Annotated in this window: 16 protein-coding genes; 14 read left to right on the top strand and 2 right to left on the bottom strand. The window is 34.1% G+C overall.

The window, feature by feature from the left end; translation table 11 throughout:
- Nucleotides 1–897: 897 nt before the first annotated feature.
- The 5 genes from NSA01_RS04810 to groL all read left to right on the top strand — a co-directional run bounded on the left by NSA01_RS04810 (nt 898) and on the right by groL (nt 5,700).
- Nucleotides 898–1,260 (top strand): ArsR/SmtB family transcription factor, encoded by a 363-nt coding sequence (locus NSA01_RS04810; RefSeq protein ID WP_373887181.1) that lies wholly within the window; start codon nt 898–900, stop codon nt 1,258–1,260.
- A gap of 24 nt (nt 1,261–1,284) precedes the next feature.
- A complete protein-coding gene (locus NSA01_RS04805) occupies nt 1,285–1,500 on the top strand; it encodes a heavy-metal-associated domain-containing protein (RefSeq protein ID WP_257480376.1) in 216 nt (71 codons plus the stop codon).
- Nucleotides 1,501–1,523: 23 nt separating this feature from the next.
- Complete coding sequence (locus NSA01_RS04800) at nt 1,524–3,368, top strand: heavy metal translocating P-type ATPase (protein ID WP_257480375.1); 1,845 nt, start codon at nt 1,524–1,526, stop codon at nt 3,366–3,368.
- Between the two features lie 406 nt (nt 3,369–3,774).
- Entirely contained in the window at nt 3,775–4,059 is a 285-nt protein-coding gene (gene groES / locus NSA01_RS04795; RefSeq protein ID WP_007051001.1) for a co-chaperone GroES, read from the top strand.
- A gap of 27 nt (nt 4,060–4,086) precedes the next feature.
- A complete protein-coding gene (groL, locus tag NSA01_RS04790; RefSeq protein WP_257480374.1) occupies nt 4,087–5,700 on the top strand; it encodes a chaperonin GroEL in 1,614 nt (537 codons plus the stop codon).
- A gap of 294 nt (nt 5,701–5,994) precedes the next feature.
- Here groL and NSA01_RS04785 read toward each other — a convergent pair whose 3' ends face one another.
- On the bottom strand, nt 5,995–6,759 hold the full coding sequence (locus NSA01_RS04785; protein ID WP_257480373.1) for a hypothetical protein: 765 nt from the start codon (nt 6,757–6,759) through the stop codon (nt 5,995–5,997).
- Between the two features lie 101 nt (nt 6,760–6,860).
- Between NSA01_RS04785 and NSA01_RS04780 the strand changes: the two genes are divergently transcribed.
- The 8 genes from NSA01_RS04780 (at nt 6,861) to NSA01_RS04745 (ending at nt 14,388) form a co-directional block, all read left to right on the top strand.
- Nucleotides 6,861–7,634 (top strand): DeoR/GlpR family DNA-binding transcription regulator, encoded by a 774-nt coding sequence (locus tag NSA01_RS04780; RefSeq protein ID WP_257480372.1) that lies wholly within the window; start codon nt 6,861–6,863, stop codon nt 7,632–7,634.
- A gap of 147 nt (nt 7,635–7,781) precedes the next feature.
- On the top strand, nt 7,782–8,219 hold the full coding sequence (locus NSA01_RS04775; RefSeq protein WP_257480371.1) for a PTS sugar transporter subunit IIA: 438 nt from the start codon (nt 7,782–7,784) through the stop codon (nt 8,217–8,219).
- A 19-nt stretch (nt 8,220–8,238) separates the two neighbouring features.
- A complete protein-coding gene (locus NSA01_RS04770; RefSeq protein ID WP_257480370.1) occupies nt 8,239–8,532 on the top strand; it encodes a PTS sugar transporter subunit IIB in 294 nt (97 codons plus the stop codon).
- Between the two features lie 20 nt (nt 8,533–8,552).
- Nucleotides 8,553–9,815, top strand: a complete 1,263-nt coding sequence (locus NSA01_RS04765; RefSeq protein WP_257480369.1) for a PTS transporter subunit IIC — start codon at nt 8,553–8,555, stop codon at nt 9,813–9,815.
- A gap of 18 nt (nt 9,816–9,833) precedes the next feature.
- Nucleotides 9,834–10,745: a phosphotriesterase family protein gene (locus NSA01_RS04760; protein ID WP_257480368.1), complete on the top strand. Its 912-nt coding sequence runs from the start codon at nt 9,834–9,836 to the stop codon at nt 10,743–10,745.
- A 354-nt stretch (nt 10,746–11,099) separates the two neighbouring features.
- Nucleotides 11,100–12,374, top strand: a complete 1,275-nt coding sequence (gene hisS / locus NSA01_RS04755; RefSeq protein ID WP_257480367.1) for a histidine--tRNA ligase — start codon at nt 11,100–11,102, stop codon at nt 12,372–12,374.
- Between the two features lie 2 nt (nt 12,375–12,376).
- On the top strand, nt 12,377–14,167 hold the full coding sequence (gene aspS, locus NSA01_RS04750) for an aspartate--tRNA ligase (RefSeq protein ID WP_257480366.1): 1,791 nt from the start codon (nt 12,377–12,379) through the stop codon (nt 14,165–14,167).
- A 2-nt stretch (nt 14,168–14,169) separates the two neighbouring features.
- Nucleotides 14,170–14,388: a DUF896 domain-containing protein gene (locus NSA01_RS04745; protein ID WP_257480365.1), complete on the top strand. Its 219-nt coding sequence runs from the start codon at nt 14,170–14,172 to the stop codon at nt 14,386–14,388.
- Nucleotides 14,389–14,474: 86 nt separating this feature from the next.
- Here the strand turns inward: NSA01_RS04745 and NSA01_RS04740 are convergent, their stop codons facing one another.
- Complete coding sequence (locus NSA01_RS04740; RefSeq protein WP_257480364.1) at nt 14,475–14,849, bottom strand: TIGR04086 family membrane protein; 375 nt, start codon at nt 14,847–14,849, stop codon at nt 14,475–14,477.
- 128 nt (nt 14,850–14,977) lie between these two features.
- Between NSA01_RS04740 and recJ the strand changes: the two genes are divergently transcribed.
- Entirely contained in the window at nt 14,978–17,359 is a 2,382-nt protein-coding gene (gene recJ / locus NSA01_RS04735; protein ID WP_257480363.1) for a single-stranded-DNA-specific exonuclease RecJ, read from the top strand.

Below are 17,359 nucleotides of genomic sequence, written 5' to 3'. Positions count from 1 at the left end.
ATCGGTTACTAAAAATATTTTATTAGATATGTTAAATCAATAGTGTTTTTATTCTGCTGTGTTTTTTATTGTTTCAACAGTTTTGTTTAAAAGTTTTTTTATATGGTTTAAATGGTAATAATATATTATTTCTATTGTTCGGTAATATTTATTAGTAAGCTTTTATTATCTAAAAAAATTATTTTTATATAATAATTAAGTTTTGCTTTTTTATTTATCTCATGTTAGCGATTGAAAATCAAAAAATGTATTTTTCCTGTTATTTTTTTCTTTATAATTTTGATTTATTATTAATTATATATGTATTTTTCTCGTATCTTGTTAAATAAGTTATGCTTATTATAACTTTTTCAAGTTGTTTTATAGAATTAAAATCGAAATTTCTTATATAGAAAATATTTAAAATTAATTAGGTCGTAAAAATTCAAAATCATAATATGGTTTTGGTTCATTGAGATATTCTCTATAAAGAATAATTTATGTTCTATAAATAAACTTATTTAGTTGGTTTAAATATTTTTATTAAATAGATATTTTTTGATGAAATATAAATACATATTCGTTTTTGATTTTAAATATTTGTATAATCAGTTTGTTTAAGTATTGAATATAAAACTGTCACTTAAATCAAATATGAACGTTTTTAAGAATTTAGAAATTTTTTTAATAGCTTAAATATATAAAAAGAATATGTATATGTAAAATATAATAAATTATAAAATCATTAAGTGTTTTCAATTATTGGGTTTAATGTATTTAATAAGGAAGTAAATAGGATTTTAAATACTATTTATTTTTTTTATAAATCTTTAAATATTTTTGTTAAAAGTGTTGACAATATATAATAAATGAATATAATAACATATGAACAGATATTCATATATAAAATAAGGAGAGATGAATATGGCAGCAAAAATTGAAACATGTGAACTTAAACATGTTCACAAAGATATAGTAAAACAAGTACACGATAAAATGCCCGATGAAGAAGAGCTATATGATTTGGCAGAGCTTTTTAAAGTGTTCGGAGACAGTACAAGGATAAAGATTTTAAATGCCTTACTTGTAAGCGAAATGTGTGTATGCGATATTGCAAATATACTAAGTATGACGCAGTCCGCAGTATCTCATCAGCTTAAAAATCTTAAGAATGCAAGGCTTATAAAGAACAGAAAAGACGGAAAGACGGTTTTTTATTCACTTGCCGATGAACATGTGATGACTATACTAAATCAAGGTATAGACCATATAGAAGAATAATTTAATTTTAAAGGAGACATAAAAATGAAAAAGAAATTAAAAATGGACAATATCGACTGTGCACACTGTGCAATGGAAATGGAAGAAGAAATAAGAAAGATTGACGGAGTAAACAGTGCAAACATCAACTTCATGCTTCAAAAACTTACTTTGGATGCGGACGATGAAAGATTTGATGAAATTTTAGAAAAGGCAAAAAAGGCTGTCAAAGGAGTAGATGAAGACGCAGTAATCTTATAGACATAAGAGGAAAAGGTGAAAACATGGATAAGCAGAAAAAACAACTTTACAAAATCATAGTGGCTTTAATACTTTTCTTTCTCGGTTTTTTTCTAAAAAATGAAACCGCACAGAGCGTATTGTATCTAGCAGCTTATGTACTTGCCGGGTATGATGTATTATTAAAAGCAGTTAAGAATATATCAAAAGGGAAGGTATTTGACGAAAACTTTCTTATGGCTATCGCGTCAATCGGCTCTATAGTATTAAGCGACTATGCCGAGGGTGCTGCGGTTATGCTATTCTACCAAGTAGGGGAATATTTCCAAAGCTATGCGGTAAATAAATCCAGAAAGTCCATAGGAGATTTGATGGATATATGCCCTGATTATGCAAATATAGAAAAAGACGGACAAATAATCCAAGTAGACCCTGATGATATAGAAATCGGTAATGAAATTATAGTAAAACCGGGAGAGAAAGTTCCGTTGGATGGTATTATCATAAATGGTAATTCAACTCTCGATACTTCGGCTTTGACCGGAGAATCCGTTCCGAGAGAAGTCTGTGAAGGAGACGAAATCTTAAGCGGCTGTATAAATCTAAATGGTATTTTAAGGATAAAAGTAACCAAAGAATTCGATGAATCCACTGCGGCTAAAATACTTGAACTTATTGAAAATGCGAGCAGTGAAAAATCCAAGGCTGAAAACTTTATAACGGTATTTGCGAGATATTATACACCTATAGTGGTTACATGTGCATTGCTTCTTGCAGTACTTCCTCCTTTGATACTCGGTGAAGCTTTCAGCTCATGGATATACAGGGCTCTTATATTCCTTGTTATATCTTGTCCTTGTGCTCTTGTTATATCTATACCTCTCGGTTTCTTCGGCGGTATAGGTGCTGCAAGCAGCAGCGGGGTTTTAGTCAAAGGTTCAAACTACTTGGAAGCACTCTCTAAAAGTGAAATAATGGTATTCGATAAAACAGGTACGCTTACAAAAGGCGTATTCAAAGTAGAAGAAATAAATAATGAAGACGGTGTCGATGTTGATGAACTGATAGAAATCACGGCTTACGGGGAAGCTTTTTCAAATCACCCAATAGCTTTATCCGTAAAGGAAAGATATGGTAAGGATATCGATAATAACAGAGTAAACGACGTAAAAGAGCTGGCTGGTTTCGGAGTCAAGGCTGTTGTCGATGAAAAAGAAGTTTTGGTCGGTAAATATGCTTTAATGAAAGAAAATAATATTGACGCATCGGAAGCAGATAGTATCGGGACCGTGCTGTATGTAAGTAAAGGCGGTAAATTCCTCGGCAGTCTTGTTTTAAGGGATGAAATAAAAGAAGACTCTAAGGATGCTGTAAAACTTCTTAAGGACGCAGGTATAAAAAAGACGGTCATGCTGACCGGCGATAAAAAGGAAATCGGTGAATATGTCGGCAAAGAGCTTGGGCTTGATGAAGTGTATACAGAGCTTCTCCCAATAGATAAAGTAAATAAAGTAAAAGAACTCATTGATAAAAGATCGGAAAACGGAAAACTTGTATTCGTCGGTGACGGACTTAATGATGCGCCCGTTTTGACTATGGCGGACATAGGTATAGCAATGGGAGGACTTGGAAGTGATGCGGCTATAGAAGCAAGTGACATTGTTATAATGACAGATGAACCAAGCAAGATAATGACGGGATATAAGATTTCCAAGAAGACCCTGACCATCGTTAAAGAAAATATATTCATTGCATTATTTGTGAAAATCGGAGTCATGGCTCTCGGTGCATTGGGACTTGCAAATATGTGGGAAGCGATTTTCGCGGACGTCGGGGTGGCAGTTATAGCGATACTTAATTCTATCAGAGTTTTAAGGTACAGAGGATAAAGGTATCACTTTAAAATATCAAAAAAAGAGCAGTTTCATCTGCTCTTTTTTTATATAAATGTTCATTATCGTCATAATATCCTTAAATGTTTATATTTAAAAGTATATAATCGTGAATATATATTTTCTTTTGAATAAATAATGGACAAATGGTATTAATAGTAGATATGAATTAGTTATTTTAAGGGCGCGGAATCTCGCAAAGCGAGGCGTAGTGCCCGAAAGAGAGCTGTCGATATAAAAATTAAAATAAGATTAAAATTTATAAAAGTTGCAATTTTTTTCTTAAATGGTATTGACAATAAATCTAAGTGTGCTAAAATACTATTAGCACTCAGGAAAGATGAGTGCTAATGAATAGAAGAGTAAGAAAATAATATAAATTATTAGGAGGAGTGAGTAAAAAATGAAATTACAACCACTTGGCGACAAAGTCGTAATTAAAGTAAAGGAAGAAGAAAAAACTACAGCAACAGGTATCATCTTACCTGATACAGCGAAGGAAAAACCTGTAATGGGTGAAATCGTTGCGGTTGGTTCCGGTGAAATCGTAGACGGTAAAAAAGTTGCATTAGACGTAAAAGAAGGCGACACTGTTATTTATTCCAAATATGCAGGTTCTGAAGTTAAATTGGAAGGCGAAGAATATCTTATTTTAAGACAAAGCGATATTTTAGCTATAGTAAAATAATTAGAGAGTAAGGAAAGGTGATATAAAATGGCAAAAGAAATTAAACATGGTATAGAAGCAAGAGAAGGTTTAAGAGCAGGTGTAGATAAATTAGCGGATACAGTTAAAGTAACACTCGGACCAAGAGGAAGAAACGTTGTTTTGGGTAAAAGTTTCGGTTCTCCGATAATCACTAACGACGGTGTAACTATCGCAAGAGAAATCGAACTTGAAGACCAATTTGAAAATATGGGAGCACAGCTTGTAAAAGAAGTTGCTACAAAGACAAATGATGTTGCCGGGGACGGTACAACAACCGCTACTATCCTTACACAGTCAATAATCAACGAAGGTCTTAAAAACGTAACTGCCGGTGCTAACCCAATGATACTTAAAAAAGGTATCGAAAAAGCAGTTGACACTTTCGTGGAAGAACTAAAGAAAATTTCAAAACCTGTAGAAGGCAAAAAAGCTATAGCACAAGTTGCTGCTATTTCTTCAGCTGATGAAACTGTAGGCGAACTTATTTCAGAAGCTATGGAAAAAGTAGGTAACGACGGTGTTATCACGATAGAAGAAGGTAAATCAATGAAAGTTGAACTTGAATTTACCGAAGGTATGCAGTTCGACAGAGGTTATTTATCTGCTTATATGGCAACAGATGTTGAAAAAATGGAATGTGTATACGACAAACCATACATCCTTTTAACTGATAAGAAAATCGGTAACATGCAGGAAATCTTACCTGTATTAACTGAATTACAGCAAGCAGGCGGTAACTTATTGATTATTGCCGATGATATTGAAGGTGAAGCACTTTCTACATTGATAGTCAATAAACTTAGAGGCGTAATCAACTGTGTTGCTGTAAAAGCTCCGGGCTTCGGTGACAGAAGAAAAGCTATGTTGGATGATTTAGCTATTTTAACAGGCGGTACGGTGATCAGTGAAGAACTTGGTATGGATCTTAAATCAACAACACTTGATATGTTAGGTAGAGCAAGTCAAGTAAGAGTTGACAAAGAAAATACAATTATCGTTGAAGGTAAAGGTGACCAAGATAAAATCGAAGACAGAAGAAGTCAAATCAAAGCACAAATCCCTGAAACTACTTCAGAATATGATAAAGAAAAATTACAGGAAAGACTTGCTAAACTTTCAGGCGGCGTAGCAGTTATCCAAGTCGGTGCTGCGACAGAAACCGAAATGAAAGAAAAGAAATACAGGATCGAAGATGCTCTTAACGCTACAAGAGCTGCGGTTGAAGAAGGTATAGTACCGGGAGGCGGCAGCGCAATGATAGCTACTATCCCTGCAATCGACAAATTGATTGCTTCTCTTGAAGGAGACGAAAAGACAGGTGCTTCTATCATCAGAAGAGCTGTTGAAGCTCCAATCAGACAAATTGCTTACAACGCAGGAGTTGAAGGAAGTGTAGTAGTTGATAAATTATTGAATGAAGAAAAAGGCAAAGGTTTCGACGCTTACAACTTTAAATATGAAGATATGTTTGAAGCAGGTATCGTAGACCCAACCAAAGTTTCAAGATCAGCTATGCAAAATGCAGCAAGTGTAAGTGCGATGTTCTTGACAACAGAAGCAAGTGTTGCTGATATCAAATCAGAAGAAAATGCTCCTCAAATGACACCTCCTATGATGTAATAATCTGAACTTTTTAGAGATAAAAAGTTCCAAAAATCTCCGCTGGGCGCGGTGCCTTCGTTCGATTGGATTTTTAATCTTCGATTAAAACAATCTCACGGAGTGATATATAGTTTGTGGAACATGGGAATTATAAAATAATTTAAAACTAAAAGCTCTCCAAATTATTGGAGAGCTTTTTATTATGAAAGGGTAAATTATTAATATAGTTTTGATTTATATTGTTTATTAATAATTATATAATATACTGTTTATATAATGTATAGTGATTTTTAATATAAAAAGATTATTATACTAAATATTTGTACTATTATAATTTAAAACAGCATTGTCAAAGTAGACTTTAAATTTACTTATAAAAAAGAAATTCTTTAGTTTTTGATATAATAAGTCTTTTTTTGTATCATTATATTTATTGTAAATAATATATAAAAAGATGTATTTGTAGAATATAAATCCCATATTTGAGATATTTATTTTTGTATCATCTTTATTTAATATATCAAGCACTTCTTCATATTCATTTAATATCATCAGCATTCTGCATTTTTCAAATAAACCTATATATGACTTTGGGTCATAATTTCTTATTATATTTAAATAATCTTCTTTTTCTTCGCTATTTAGTTTTATACTGTGATTATGATTATTTATGATGTTGAATTTCGTTTTTGCAAAAGATATTTCTTCCGATGTTTCATCAAGTTTATTGATATCCTTTATAGCTTTATTTAGGCTTATTTCTTTGAGTTCGTATTTTATGATGATTTCATTTAGATAATAGTTTTCGTTTTTATCAGTGTCTTTGATTTTATTTAAGCTATCCAGTTTCTTTTTCATCACCTTTTTATATAAGTCATCGGATATACCTAAATTTATCAAAAATAAAATTATATCCAAAGCGGCAGGTATAAGTATCAAAGGTAAGAAAATATAACTCTTAAAAAAGATACTGATAAGGATAAGTATTATAAATATAAATGTGTTTTTAATTAGCTTTAAATTAAGATTTTTAAAATTTAAATTCATTAAATAAAAATCTTTATCAAAATAATACATTTTTATTACTCCTATTGAAAAAAGTTTTTCATTTTGTTATAATTCATATATAACATAAATATTATATGATTGTCAATAAAAATTTTAGTTACGGAGAAACAATGATGAATAAAGTTGAAGAAAGACAAATAAAAATAATGGAGATAATAAAAAAACATAAGCATATTACCATAAACGAACTTGGAGAGATGCTTGGGGTATCACATCTTACTATCAGAAGAGATTTAAAAGTTTTGGAGGAGAGAGAAAATATTTCCATTGCTTACGGAGGGATAGTTTTTAGTAAAGAAGAGTTTGCTCATTTTTCCAAAAGAGAACTGGAAAATTTAAGCTTCAAGTCTGAAATATCCGTAAAGGCGGTGGATTATGTAGAGGATAATGATATCATTTATATAGGAGGAGGGAGCACGTGTATAGAATTTGCAAAAGTACTTCTTTCTAACAAATACGATTACAATCTGAATATAGTCACCAGCTGTGTAAATGTGGCAAGGACAGTATCTAAAATGCCTTCGGTAAATGTTACCCTGCTGGGGGGAAGCCTTATCAATGAGAATGAAAGCATGGTATCTTTGTTCTCTTTGGATATAATAAAAAATTTGAATTTTAATAAATCATTTATAGGCTGTTTGGGACTTACCAATGAAAAAGGGGCAATGTTTATAGATTTGACATTGGCACAAATAAAAAAGATAGTGGCTAAAAATTCTCAGGAAGTAATACTTATGTGTGACTATAATAAAATCGGGAAGCAGTCCATGGCAACGGGGCTTGAGATAGATGATATAGATGTAATAATCACAAATAAAGAGGCTTCTGATATAGATGAGCTTCAAAAAATTAAAAATCATAATGTAAAAATAGATTTGGTTTAAAAGAATGTACAATAACATATGTTTAGCATATGTTATTTTTTTATCATAATATCGGAATTATGATAAAATATTATCAAAAATAATGAAAAACTATTGACATAATAATACATGTATAATATAATTTTTACAAAACAGGGAGGAAAAACCATGTTAATCGATTTTATACCTGAAAACTTTATCAAAGTTATAGATAGTGTAGAAAATTTTGAAGAAGCAGTTAGGTCTGCGGGGGAAATATTACTGGATAACGGGATTATCAAAGAAAGCTACATAGAAAAAATGATAGAAGTAGCTAAGACGCAAAAGTATATTGTCATTGCTCCTCATATCGCAATGCCTCATGCAAGACCGGAAGACGGGGTCATAAAAAATGGGATGTCTATGCTTTATATAAAAGACGGCGTGGATTTTGGTCACAGTGAGCACGATCCCGTAAAAGTCGTATTTGCACTTGCCGGGAAAAGTCATGACAGCCATTTGGAGCTTTTGTCAAAATTATGTGAGGTTTTGGATGAAGAAGCTTTTGTCGAAGAGTTATTAAATGCAGAGAGTAAGGAGCAGATTATAGAACTTTTATCAAAATAAATCAAAGGAGGTGTTAAAAATGAAGTTACCTATCAGGATTTTATGCGTTTGCCAAATGGGGCTTGGGAGTTCTGTTATGCTGAAGCTTAATATTCAAAAGGCAGTTAAAGAACTTGGCGTTGATGCTACTGTGGACAGCTGTAATGCTTCTCTTGCCAAAGGGCTTATGGACGGTGTGGATCTAATAATAACAAATTCCGATGTGGCGCCTGTAGTAAGGGAATACGGGAAGCCTATCATCGAACTTGTCAATATGGTAAGCAAAAAAGAATTGGCAGAAAAGTTAGGAGAATATGTAAAAAATAATAGTTAAATAAAATTAAGGGGTACAATATGGATTTATTAATCAAAGTCGTTACACAGTTTTTCGGAAACGGAACGATAGTCCTCGGGCTTGTTGCTCTTATAGGATCTATCCTTCTTAAGAAAAAGGGAAGCGAAATACTGTTATCGACTATAAAATGTATGTTAGGATTCGCAATAATGGACGGAGGAAGTACTTTACTTCTAAATGCTATGGGTCCTTTGAAGGAATGTATATTCCAAGGACTTAACACTAAAGGTGTACTTCAGCAGATGTGGCCGGCTTATGTAGCCTGCTCCGAAAATTTTGCGGGAGAAATAGCAATAGTTTTCCTTCTTGCAATGTTAATAAACGGTATTCTGGTTAGATTTACCAAACATAAAGGTTTTGCTTTAACGGTTCATCTTCAGTTATTCGTTGCTGCAATGTTCGTTGCATTCCTTCATGTAACTACTCTTCCTACGATATGGATAATCATAATATCTACTATCGGAAGTGGTATTTACAACTGGATAGCAGTAGGTGTTTCTCATTATTATATGAAGAAGACGGATATGACCGATGAATTTGGTTTATTTGTTTTCTGTAACTGGGGTATGGCATTATCCGAACTTATTTCTAAAATCATCGGTAAAGGCAAAGATGCGGAAGATATCAATTTCCCTGAATCTTTGATGTGGTTAAAAGATACTTTCACTGCCATTACCATAACGATGTTTATAAATTACTTTATATTTGGTATGATTGCAGGCGTTGATTTTGTTTCAAAATTGGCAGGAGATCAATTCTGGTGGTTATTCCTATTCTTACAATCATTGTCATTCTCTGCGGGACTTGCAGTAATACTTTACGGAGTTAAGATGTTTATCGCAGAAATAATACCTGCATTTGTCGGTATAGCGGATGCGATACTTCCTGATGCGGTAGTAGGTCTAGATTATCCTACGGCATTCCAGTTCTCTCCAACGGCTGTAATGTTCGGGTTTATCGCAAACTTGCTCGGTTCATTATGTGCAACTATACTTATGGTAGTTGTGGGAATGCCTGTATTGGTAGTTCCGGGTATACAAGGACAGTTTTTCGAAGGTGCGATAGTCGGTGTGTTCGGAAATCGTATAGGAGGACTTAGAGTAGCCTTGGCTGCATCTTTCTTATATGGGTTCATAACGCTGTTCCTAATTTCATTCATTGCTCCTTCAAGCGGAGTTCTTATAGAAGCGGGCGCGTTCTTTGAAAGTGCTGAATTCGCGATACTTCCACTGATTGTTCAAAAAATCGTTATGTTGTTTTAACTAAGGAGAATAATCGTTATGAAATATATTATGACAGCAAGAGGTAAAATTAAAGACAGTGAACTGGGATTTACCTATGAACATGAGCATTTATATACATACTTGCCTCAAAAGGACGGGAGTATGGATTATGAGGTCACACAAATAGACAATATGGAAAAGGATCTCAATGAAATCAAAGAGCTGGGGTGTAGGAGTATAGTAGATGCCAGTGCGATAGGTATGGGAAGAAATGCAGAATTTTTAAAGGCGTTGTCAATAAGGACAGGAATGAATGTTATTTGTACAACAGGATTTTACAGAGATGAGTATGTTCCCGATGTAATAAAAGACATGAGTGACAGTAAAGTTTTTGATTTAATTATGAACGAAATAAATAACGGGATAGGTTACACAGGGATAAGACCCGGAATGATAAAAATTGGTATAAGCAAAAATGTTATTACAGATGAAGAATACAGACTCGGTAAAATAATGTGTGCGGTACAAAGAGAAACCGATTTGCCTTTTTATGTCCATTTTACAGACGGTACCTGTGCTATAGAAACCGCAGAGTATTTGATAGACAGCGGTGCGGTGAAAGAAAAACTCATTCTCGGTCATGTAGATGTCCCCGAAGATAAAATTTATTTGGAGAAATTATTGAGTTTAGGTGTCAATGTTTCCATGGATAAATTCGGAAGAGATCATTCTAATCATGATGAAAATAAAGTAGATATAGTAAAATATCTGCTTGGCAAAGGATATTTAAATCAAATACTAATAGGCGGAGATATGGGCAATACGAAGTATCTGCATAGTTACTCGGGAGAGCCGGGGCTTAGTTATATAATAAAAGAGCTTATTCCCTATATGCATGATATAGGAATAAATAAAGAGGATACGGACAAAATATTCATTGATAATCCATCAAGGATATTTTCGGTGTAAATTTCTCCTCCTCCAAAAAATTAAAATTGTTAAAAGTGCACTTGAAAAAGTGTACTTTTAATATATTTAAATCCTTTTAAATATTGACAATCCATTATTTTAAACTTATAATAATACTACTTGATTTAAAAGTAAGTAAGAGGAGTAGGTTTTACATCATACAAGGGAGAAAATGCCGTGACTGGAAGCATTTTTTATGCTCTGTAACTCTGAATAACAACTTACGTAAATTACTTTTGAATTTAAATAAAGCGGGTATTATACCAATTAGGGTGGCACCGCGGGAAAATGAATTCTCGTCCCTGACATTTTTATTAATGTCGGGGACTTATTTTTATATAGAAAGGATAAAAAATGGGAAATAAAATATTTGCGCCAAAGGGAACAAGAGATATCCTTCCGAGTGAAGTAAAAGCCTGGGAAATGGTGGAAGGAAAAATAAAGGAAATATGTTCTGTCTTTAATTATAAACAAATAAGGGTGCCTGATTTTGAACATTATGCACTGTTTGACAGGGGGGTAGGAGAGTCTACGGATATAGTAAGCAAGGAAATGTACACTCTAAACCACAGGGGAAGCGATGTTTTCGCTCTAAAACCCGAAGGGACAAGCTCTGTTATAAGGGCATTTATAGAACATGGTATGAATAGCGGTATCACTCCGACGAAGCTATATTACATCACTTCATGTTTCAGAAGCGAAAGACCTCAAAAGGGCAGACAGCGTCAGTTTCACCAATTCGGTATCGAAGCCATAGGCTCATACTCCGCAAGCATGGACGCGGAAGTTATAATGCTAGTTGATACTTTGTTCAGCGAACTTAAAATAAAAGGACTGGAACTTAGGATAAACAGCGTTGGATGTCCGAAGTGCAGGAGCGACTATTACGAAAGACTTAAAAATTTTGTAGAGCCTTTTAAAAATGAACTCTGTGAAGATTGTCAGGACAGACTTAATAAAAATCCTATGAGGATCTTAGACTGCAAAAACGAGCACTGCAAGACTTTACTGAAAGATGCACCGTTGATGGTGGATTATCTGTGCGAGGACTGCAGCGAACATTTTGAAAGTGTCAAAGAATATTTGAAATCTGCAGGTATAGATTTCGTCGTGGATCCCAAAATAGTAAGAGGACTTGATTATTATACGCAGACCGCTTTTGAATTCGTTTCTACGGATTTGGGTTCACAGGGGACCGTATGCGGAGGCGGAAGGTATAACGGTCTTGTTAAGATGATAGGCGGAAGCGATACTCCGGGTGTTGGTTTCGGACTGGGACTTGAAAGACTTATGCTGATCATGGAAGAGCAGGGACTTTTAGACGATTTAGAAGAAGACATTATGGATATATACTTGGCGCCTGTGGGAAAAGACGCATTAAAGATAGCCTTCAATTCTTTCAGAGAGCTTACAAAGAGCGGTATAAAGTCCGGCATAGATGTAATGGACAGAAGTCTCAAGGCTCAGATGAAATACGCAAATAAAGTAAATACGAAATATACTGCCATTTTGGGTGAAGATGAACTAACTAAAGGGGTTTATACTCTAAGAAACATGTCAACAAAAGAGCAGGAAGAAATCAAAATAGAAGATTTAACGGATTATATAAAAGGGAGTTTAGGAGAGTAAATATGGATAAGAGTAAAACAAGCTTCAGAACATGTATGTGTGCTGAAATCACAAAAGAAGATTTAGGAAAGAAAGTTACGCTGTCCGGCTGGGTACAAAGAAGAAGAGACCTTGGCGGAGTTATTTTCATTCATTTGAGAGACAGAAGCGGTATCATGCAGCTTGTAGCCAACAGTGAGCTTAATAAGGAAGTTTTTGAGACTGCTGAAAATGTAAGGAATGAATATGTTTTAAAAGTAAGCGGAGAAGTCGTACTAAGAGACGAAGAAAATTTCAATCCAAACATCAAAACGGGAGAACTTGAACTAAAGCTTGACACCATGGAAGTACTTGACAGTGCAAACACTCCTCCGATTTATATAGACGAAAGTGACAATGCAAACGAAGCGACAAGACTTGAATATAGATTTCTTGATTTAAGAAAAGATAAGATAAAGAATAACCTAATCACAAGAGCAAAGACTTGTTCTGTAGTAAGAAACTTTTTGGACAGTGAAGGTTTCCTTGAGATAGAAACACCTTTCCTCGGTAAACCTACACCCGAAGGAGCGAGAGACTTCCTTGTACCAAGCAGGATAAGAAAAGGCAAATTCTTCGGGCTTCCTCAATCACCTCAGTTATTTAAACAAATATTGATGGTTTCGGGAATGGACAGATATTATCAGATAGTAAAGTGTTTCAGAGACGAAGACTTGAGACAGGACAGACAGCCTGAATTTACTCAAATAGACCTTGAAATGAGTTTTGTGGATGTTGATGATGTAATCGACGTGAATGAAAGACTCGTTAAGAAAGTATTCAAAGAAATCATCGATTACGATATCGAAACTCCTATTATGAGGATGGAATTCTCCGAAGCAATGGACAGGTTCGGTTCAGATAAGCCCGATACCAGATTTGGAATGGAACTTTTTGATTTGAGCGATATTCTTAAAGACTGTAAATTCAATGTATTTGCGGGACCTATCAAAAACGGCGGAAGCGTAAGAGCCATAAATGCAAAAGGTCTTGCAAACTTCTTCTCAAGAAGAGATATAGATGCTTTGGTTGATTATGTGAAAACTTACGGAGCTAAGGGGCTTGCATGGATAGCGGTGAACGAAGACGGTTCCATAAAATCACAGATAACAAAATTCCTAAGCGAAGAAGAAACAAAGGGTATATTAGACAGAGCTAAAGCGGAAAACGGTGATATAGTATTCATCGTTGCGGATAAGAATAAAGTAGTTTACGATTCACTGGGTAATTTAAGACTTCACATAGCTAAAAAAGCCGAAATAAAAATGGATGAAGGATTTAATTTCTTATGGGTAACAAACTTCCCTATGTTCGAATACGACGAAAATGAAAAGAGATATAAAGCAATGCATCATCCTTTCACCGCTCCTATGGATGAAGACTTGGATAAATTGGAAACCGAGCCCGGAGAAGTCAGAGCTAAAGCCTATGACCTGGTTGTAAACGGAGTTGAAATGGGAGGCGGAAGTATAAGGATACACTCGGGAGAAGTTCAGCAGAAAGTATTCAACGTACTTGGCTTCAGCGATGAAGAAGCGGAAAATAAATTCGGTTTCTTGCTTAAAGCACTTAAGTACGGAACTCCGCCTCACGGAGGATTGGCATTTGGTCTTGACAGGATGATAATGCTTCTTGTAGATACGGAAAATATCAGAGACGTTATCGCATTCCCTAAGACACAAAATCATACATGCCTTATGTCGGATGCTCCGAGCATTGTAAGCGAAGAACAGCTGGAAGAGCTTGGGATAGAAGTGACCGACGAGGAAGAATAAAAATGGATAAGAAGCATATTGACAGGATAAACTTCCTTGCAAAAAAGAAAAAGGCAGAAGGTCTTACAGAGGAAGAATTAAAAGAACAGCAGGAACTGTATAAAATCTATCTGGGTAACATTAGGAAAAATTTTAAAAGCACCGTAGACAGTATAGTCGTAGAAAAAGAAGACGGGAGCAAAGTTCCCATTAAAGAATTCAATAAAAAGAATAAAAACTAAATTACCGCGCTTTTGAGCGCGGTTTTTTTAGAGTATGGAAAAATAAAAATTAAATATATTAATTTTTAGGAGACGATAAAAATATTTTATTTACGAAGATTGGCTCCGAAAATACCTCCTATGAGAGATACCAAAAGAAGCACAGGCATTTTTAAGAAAAATGTCATTATGCTGAATGTACCTTCGCTTATCAAAAGATTTATTAAAAGCAGGAGAACTATAAATATAAGTCCGCTGAACAAGCCGTAGAGATATCCCTTTGCACTCGTTCTTCTTCCCGCATGGACGCTTGCTATAAACAGACTTAAATTAAGCAGGATATAAAGACCTCCCGACTGTACGCTTACGGGGAAGTCAAAAAAGTACATTAAAAGAGAGAAAATAAACACGCTTATGACTGCGAAAATACTTCCAAGTATGACCGCATGAAGTAAGCTATTCATATTGTTACTATTCGTCATGATAAAATTCCTTTCGTTATTTCTTATAATTTCTTATATTAAATATTTATTACTTTCTCACTCAATTCATTACAATTTTTATTATTATGTGTTAAAATCTATATATATTTTTTTAAGGAATGTAAATAGTGGAATATAAAATATTTAAACAAAAGACATCAGACAATATAAACTATGATTTTATAGATAATTTAACCAAGCAATTCGATATATCTTATTTGAGTGCACTCCTTTTGAGCATAAAAGGATTTAGTGCTTTCGGGGAAGTTGAGACTTACTTAAATCCGAACATATCCGACCTTTACGACCCTTTTCTGTTTAAGGATATGAAAAAGGTAATGGAAAGATTAAAGGAAGTTATGGAATATAAACAGAAAGTCGTTATATTTTCCGATTACGACTGCGACGGTGTGACTTCAAGCATTATCCTTTATAAAGTTTTAAGCTTCATGAAGATAGATACAAAAATCATAATACCAAACAGGTTCACGAACGGTTACGGACTGAGTGACGAAAGCATGGAGATGATAATAGATGAAGAGCCTTCCCTCGTCATAACTACGGATAACGGGATAACTTCCGTGGAAGAAGTGGAGATATTAAAAGATAGCGGTATAGATATAATAATCACCGACCACCATACTCCCCCCGAAGTGCTGCCTGAGGCTTATGCAATCATAAATCCTAAGGTAGAGGGCGATAATTACCCTTTCAGCGAGTTATGCGGTGCGGGGGTTGCTTTTAAGATTGCCTGTGCGGCAGTAAAATTCTTCGAGCTTGATTTTGATATATCGGAAATACTCGTTTTTGCCATGATAGGTACCATAGCAGACATAGTATCATTAAAAAGCGAAAACAGGACAATAGCGTCTCTTGGGCTTGAGCTGATTAAAAAAACAAATAACAAGGGCTTGAATGCTCTGATTAAAAAATCCGATTTGGATAAGAATAAGTTAAGCTGCGGTAACATCGGTTTTCAGATAGGTCCGAGGATAAATGCCGCGGGGAGGCTTGATGATGCGAAAAAAGCGGTCAGGTTATTCCTAAGCGAGGACGAAAAGGAAATAGATATTTTATCCCATGAGCTATGTGAGTACAATAATCAAAGAAAAGATATAGAGGAAAGTATATTTAAAAAAAGCGAAGAGTACATAAAGGAAAATGACTTACTTGAAACCTCGTTGATACTATATGTTTACGGAGAAGATTTCAATGAGGGGGTAATGGGAGTTGCGGCAAGTAAAATATGCGATAAATATAATCGTCCCGTTGTCATAATGAGTGACACGGAGGACGGACTTATAAAAGCTTCATGCAGGAGTATAACGGGATTTGACATATTTAAATGTCTTAATAACAGCAGAGAATTGTTTTCTAAATTCGGTGGTCACAGTGCCGCCGCGGGGTTTAGTATCGAAAGAGAAAATTTGGGCAGGTTGATCGAAGAAACAAACGAATATGCAAAAAAAAGGAAAATAGAAAACTTATTTTATAAAAGAGTTTACTATGATACACCGGCAATCCCTTCAAACTTAAATGTAAAGACTTCTTTGGAACTTGAGAGGTTTGCTCCTTTCGGGATAGGCAATTCCAGAAGTATATTATGTTTAAGAGATGTGAAGCTTACCAATGTAAGAGCCATAGGTAAGGACGGAACTCATCTTAAATTCAGCGTCCTTTATAACGGAAATTATTATGATGCAATAGGTTTTTCCATGGGGCATTACGTTAGAGATTATGATTTTACTAAGTCATTTGATATAGTCTTCACGATGTCAGTGAACTCCTATAAGGGAAACGAAAAACTCCAGTTTGAAATAAAGGATATGGATTATCACGATGTGGATCTAAAAGAGTATGACAAGGCTTATTACAATAATTTTATAAAGAATTTAGATAATGAGGATTACTTTTATCCCGAAGAAGAAAAGCTTCCTTATTCGTTTGAAACGATAATCGAAGAATATAAAGACAAAGTCTTAATAATATATAATAGAGACACTTTTTTAAGACTCATAAAATATCTGAGATTTAAAAATTATGATTATAAGATATCTTATAATGAACTTGAAAAAGAGGAAAACAAAATAAATGTACTGGTGCTTCCCGTAAGTGAGATAGGGGAAGATGAAGTCGTTATACTTGACAGACCCGAGTTTAACGATTATGAAAGCGAAGTTTATAAGAGTGCAAAGATAAAATATTTAAAGACATCAAAGCCAATGAGAAGCGTTAAAATAACGAGAACTTTCTTTTTATATCTTTACAGGAAATTTAAACTTTTAAAAATAACGGGTAATAATATATATGAGTTTATCAATAATATAAGGAATGAAAGCGACGTCGAGATAAATTATTTTACGGTAAGGCTTGCACTCGACATAATGAAAGAAATGAATATATTGAATTATTCTTTGGAAAATGATAAACTAAGCTTGTCGTTTAAAAAAGTAAATTCAAAAAGCGATATAGAAAAAACTAAAATAATGAAAAAGTTAAATAACAGGTAG

The sequence above is a fragment of the Anaerofustis stercorihominis genome (assembly GCF_024623185.1).
Taxonomy (GTDB): domain Bacteria; phylum Bacillota; class Clostridia; order Eubacteriales; family Anaerofustaceae; genus Anaerofustis.
Note: the sequence above shows the minus strand (reverse complement) of the source record. Positions and strands in the feature narration are given on the sequence as shown.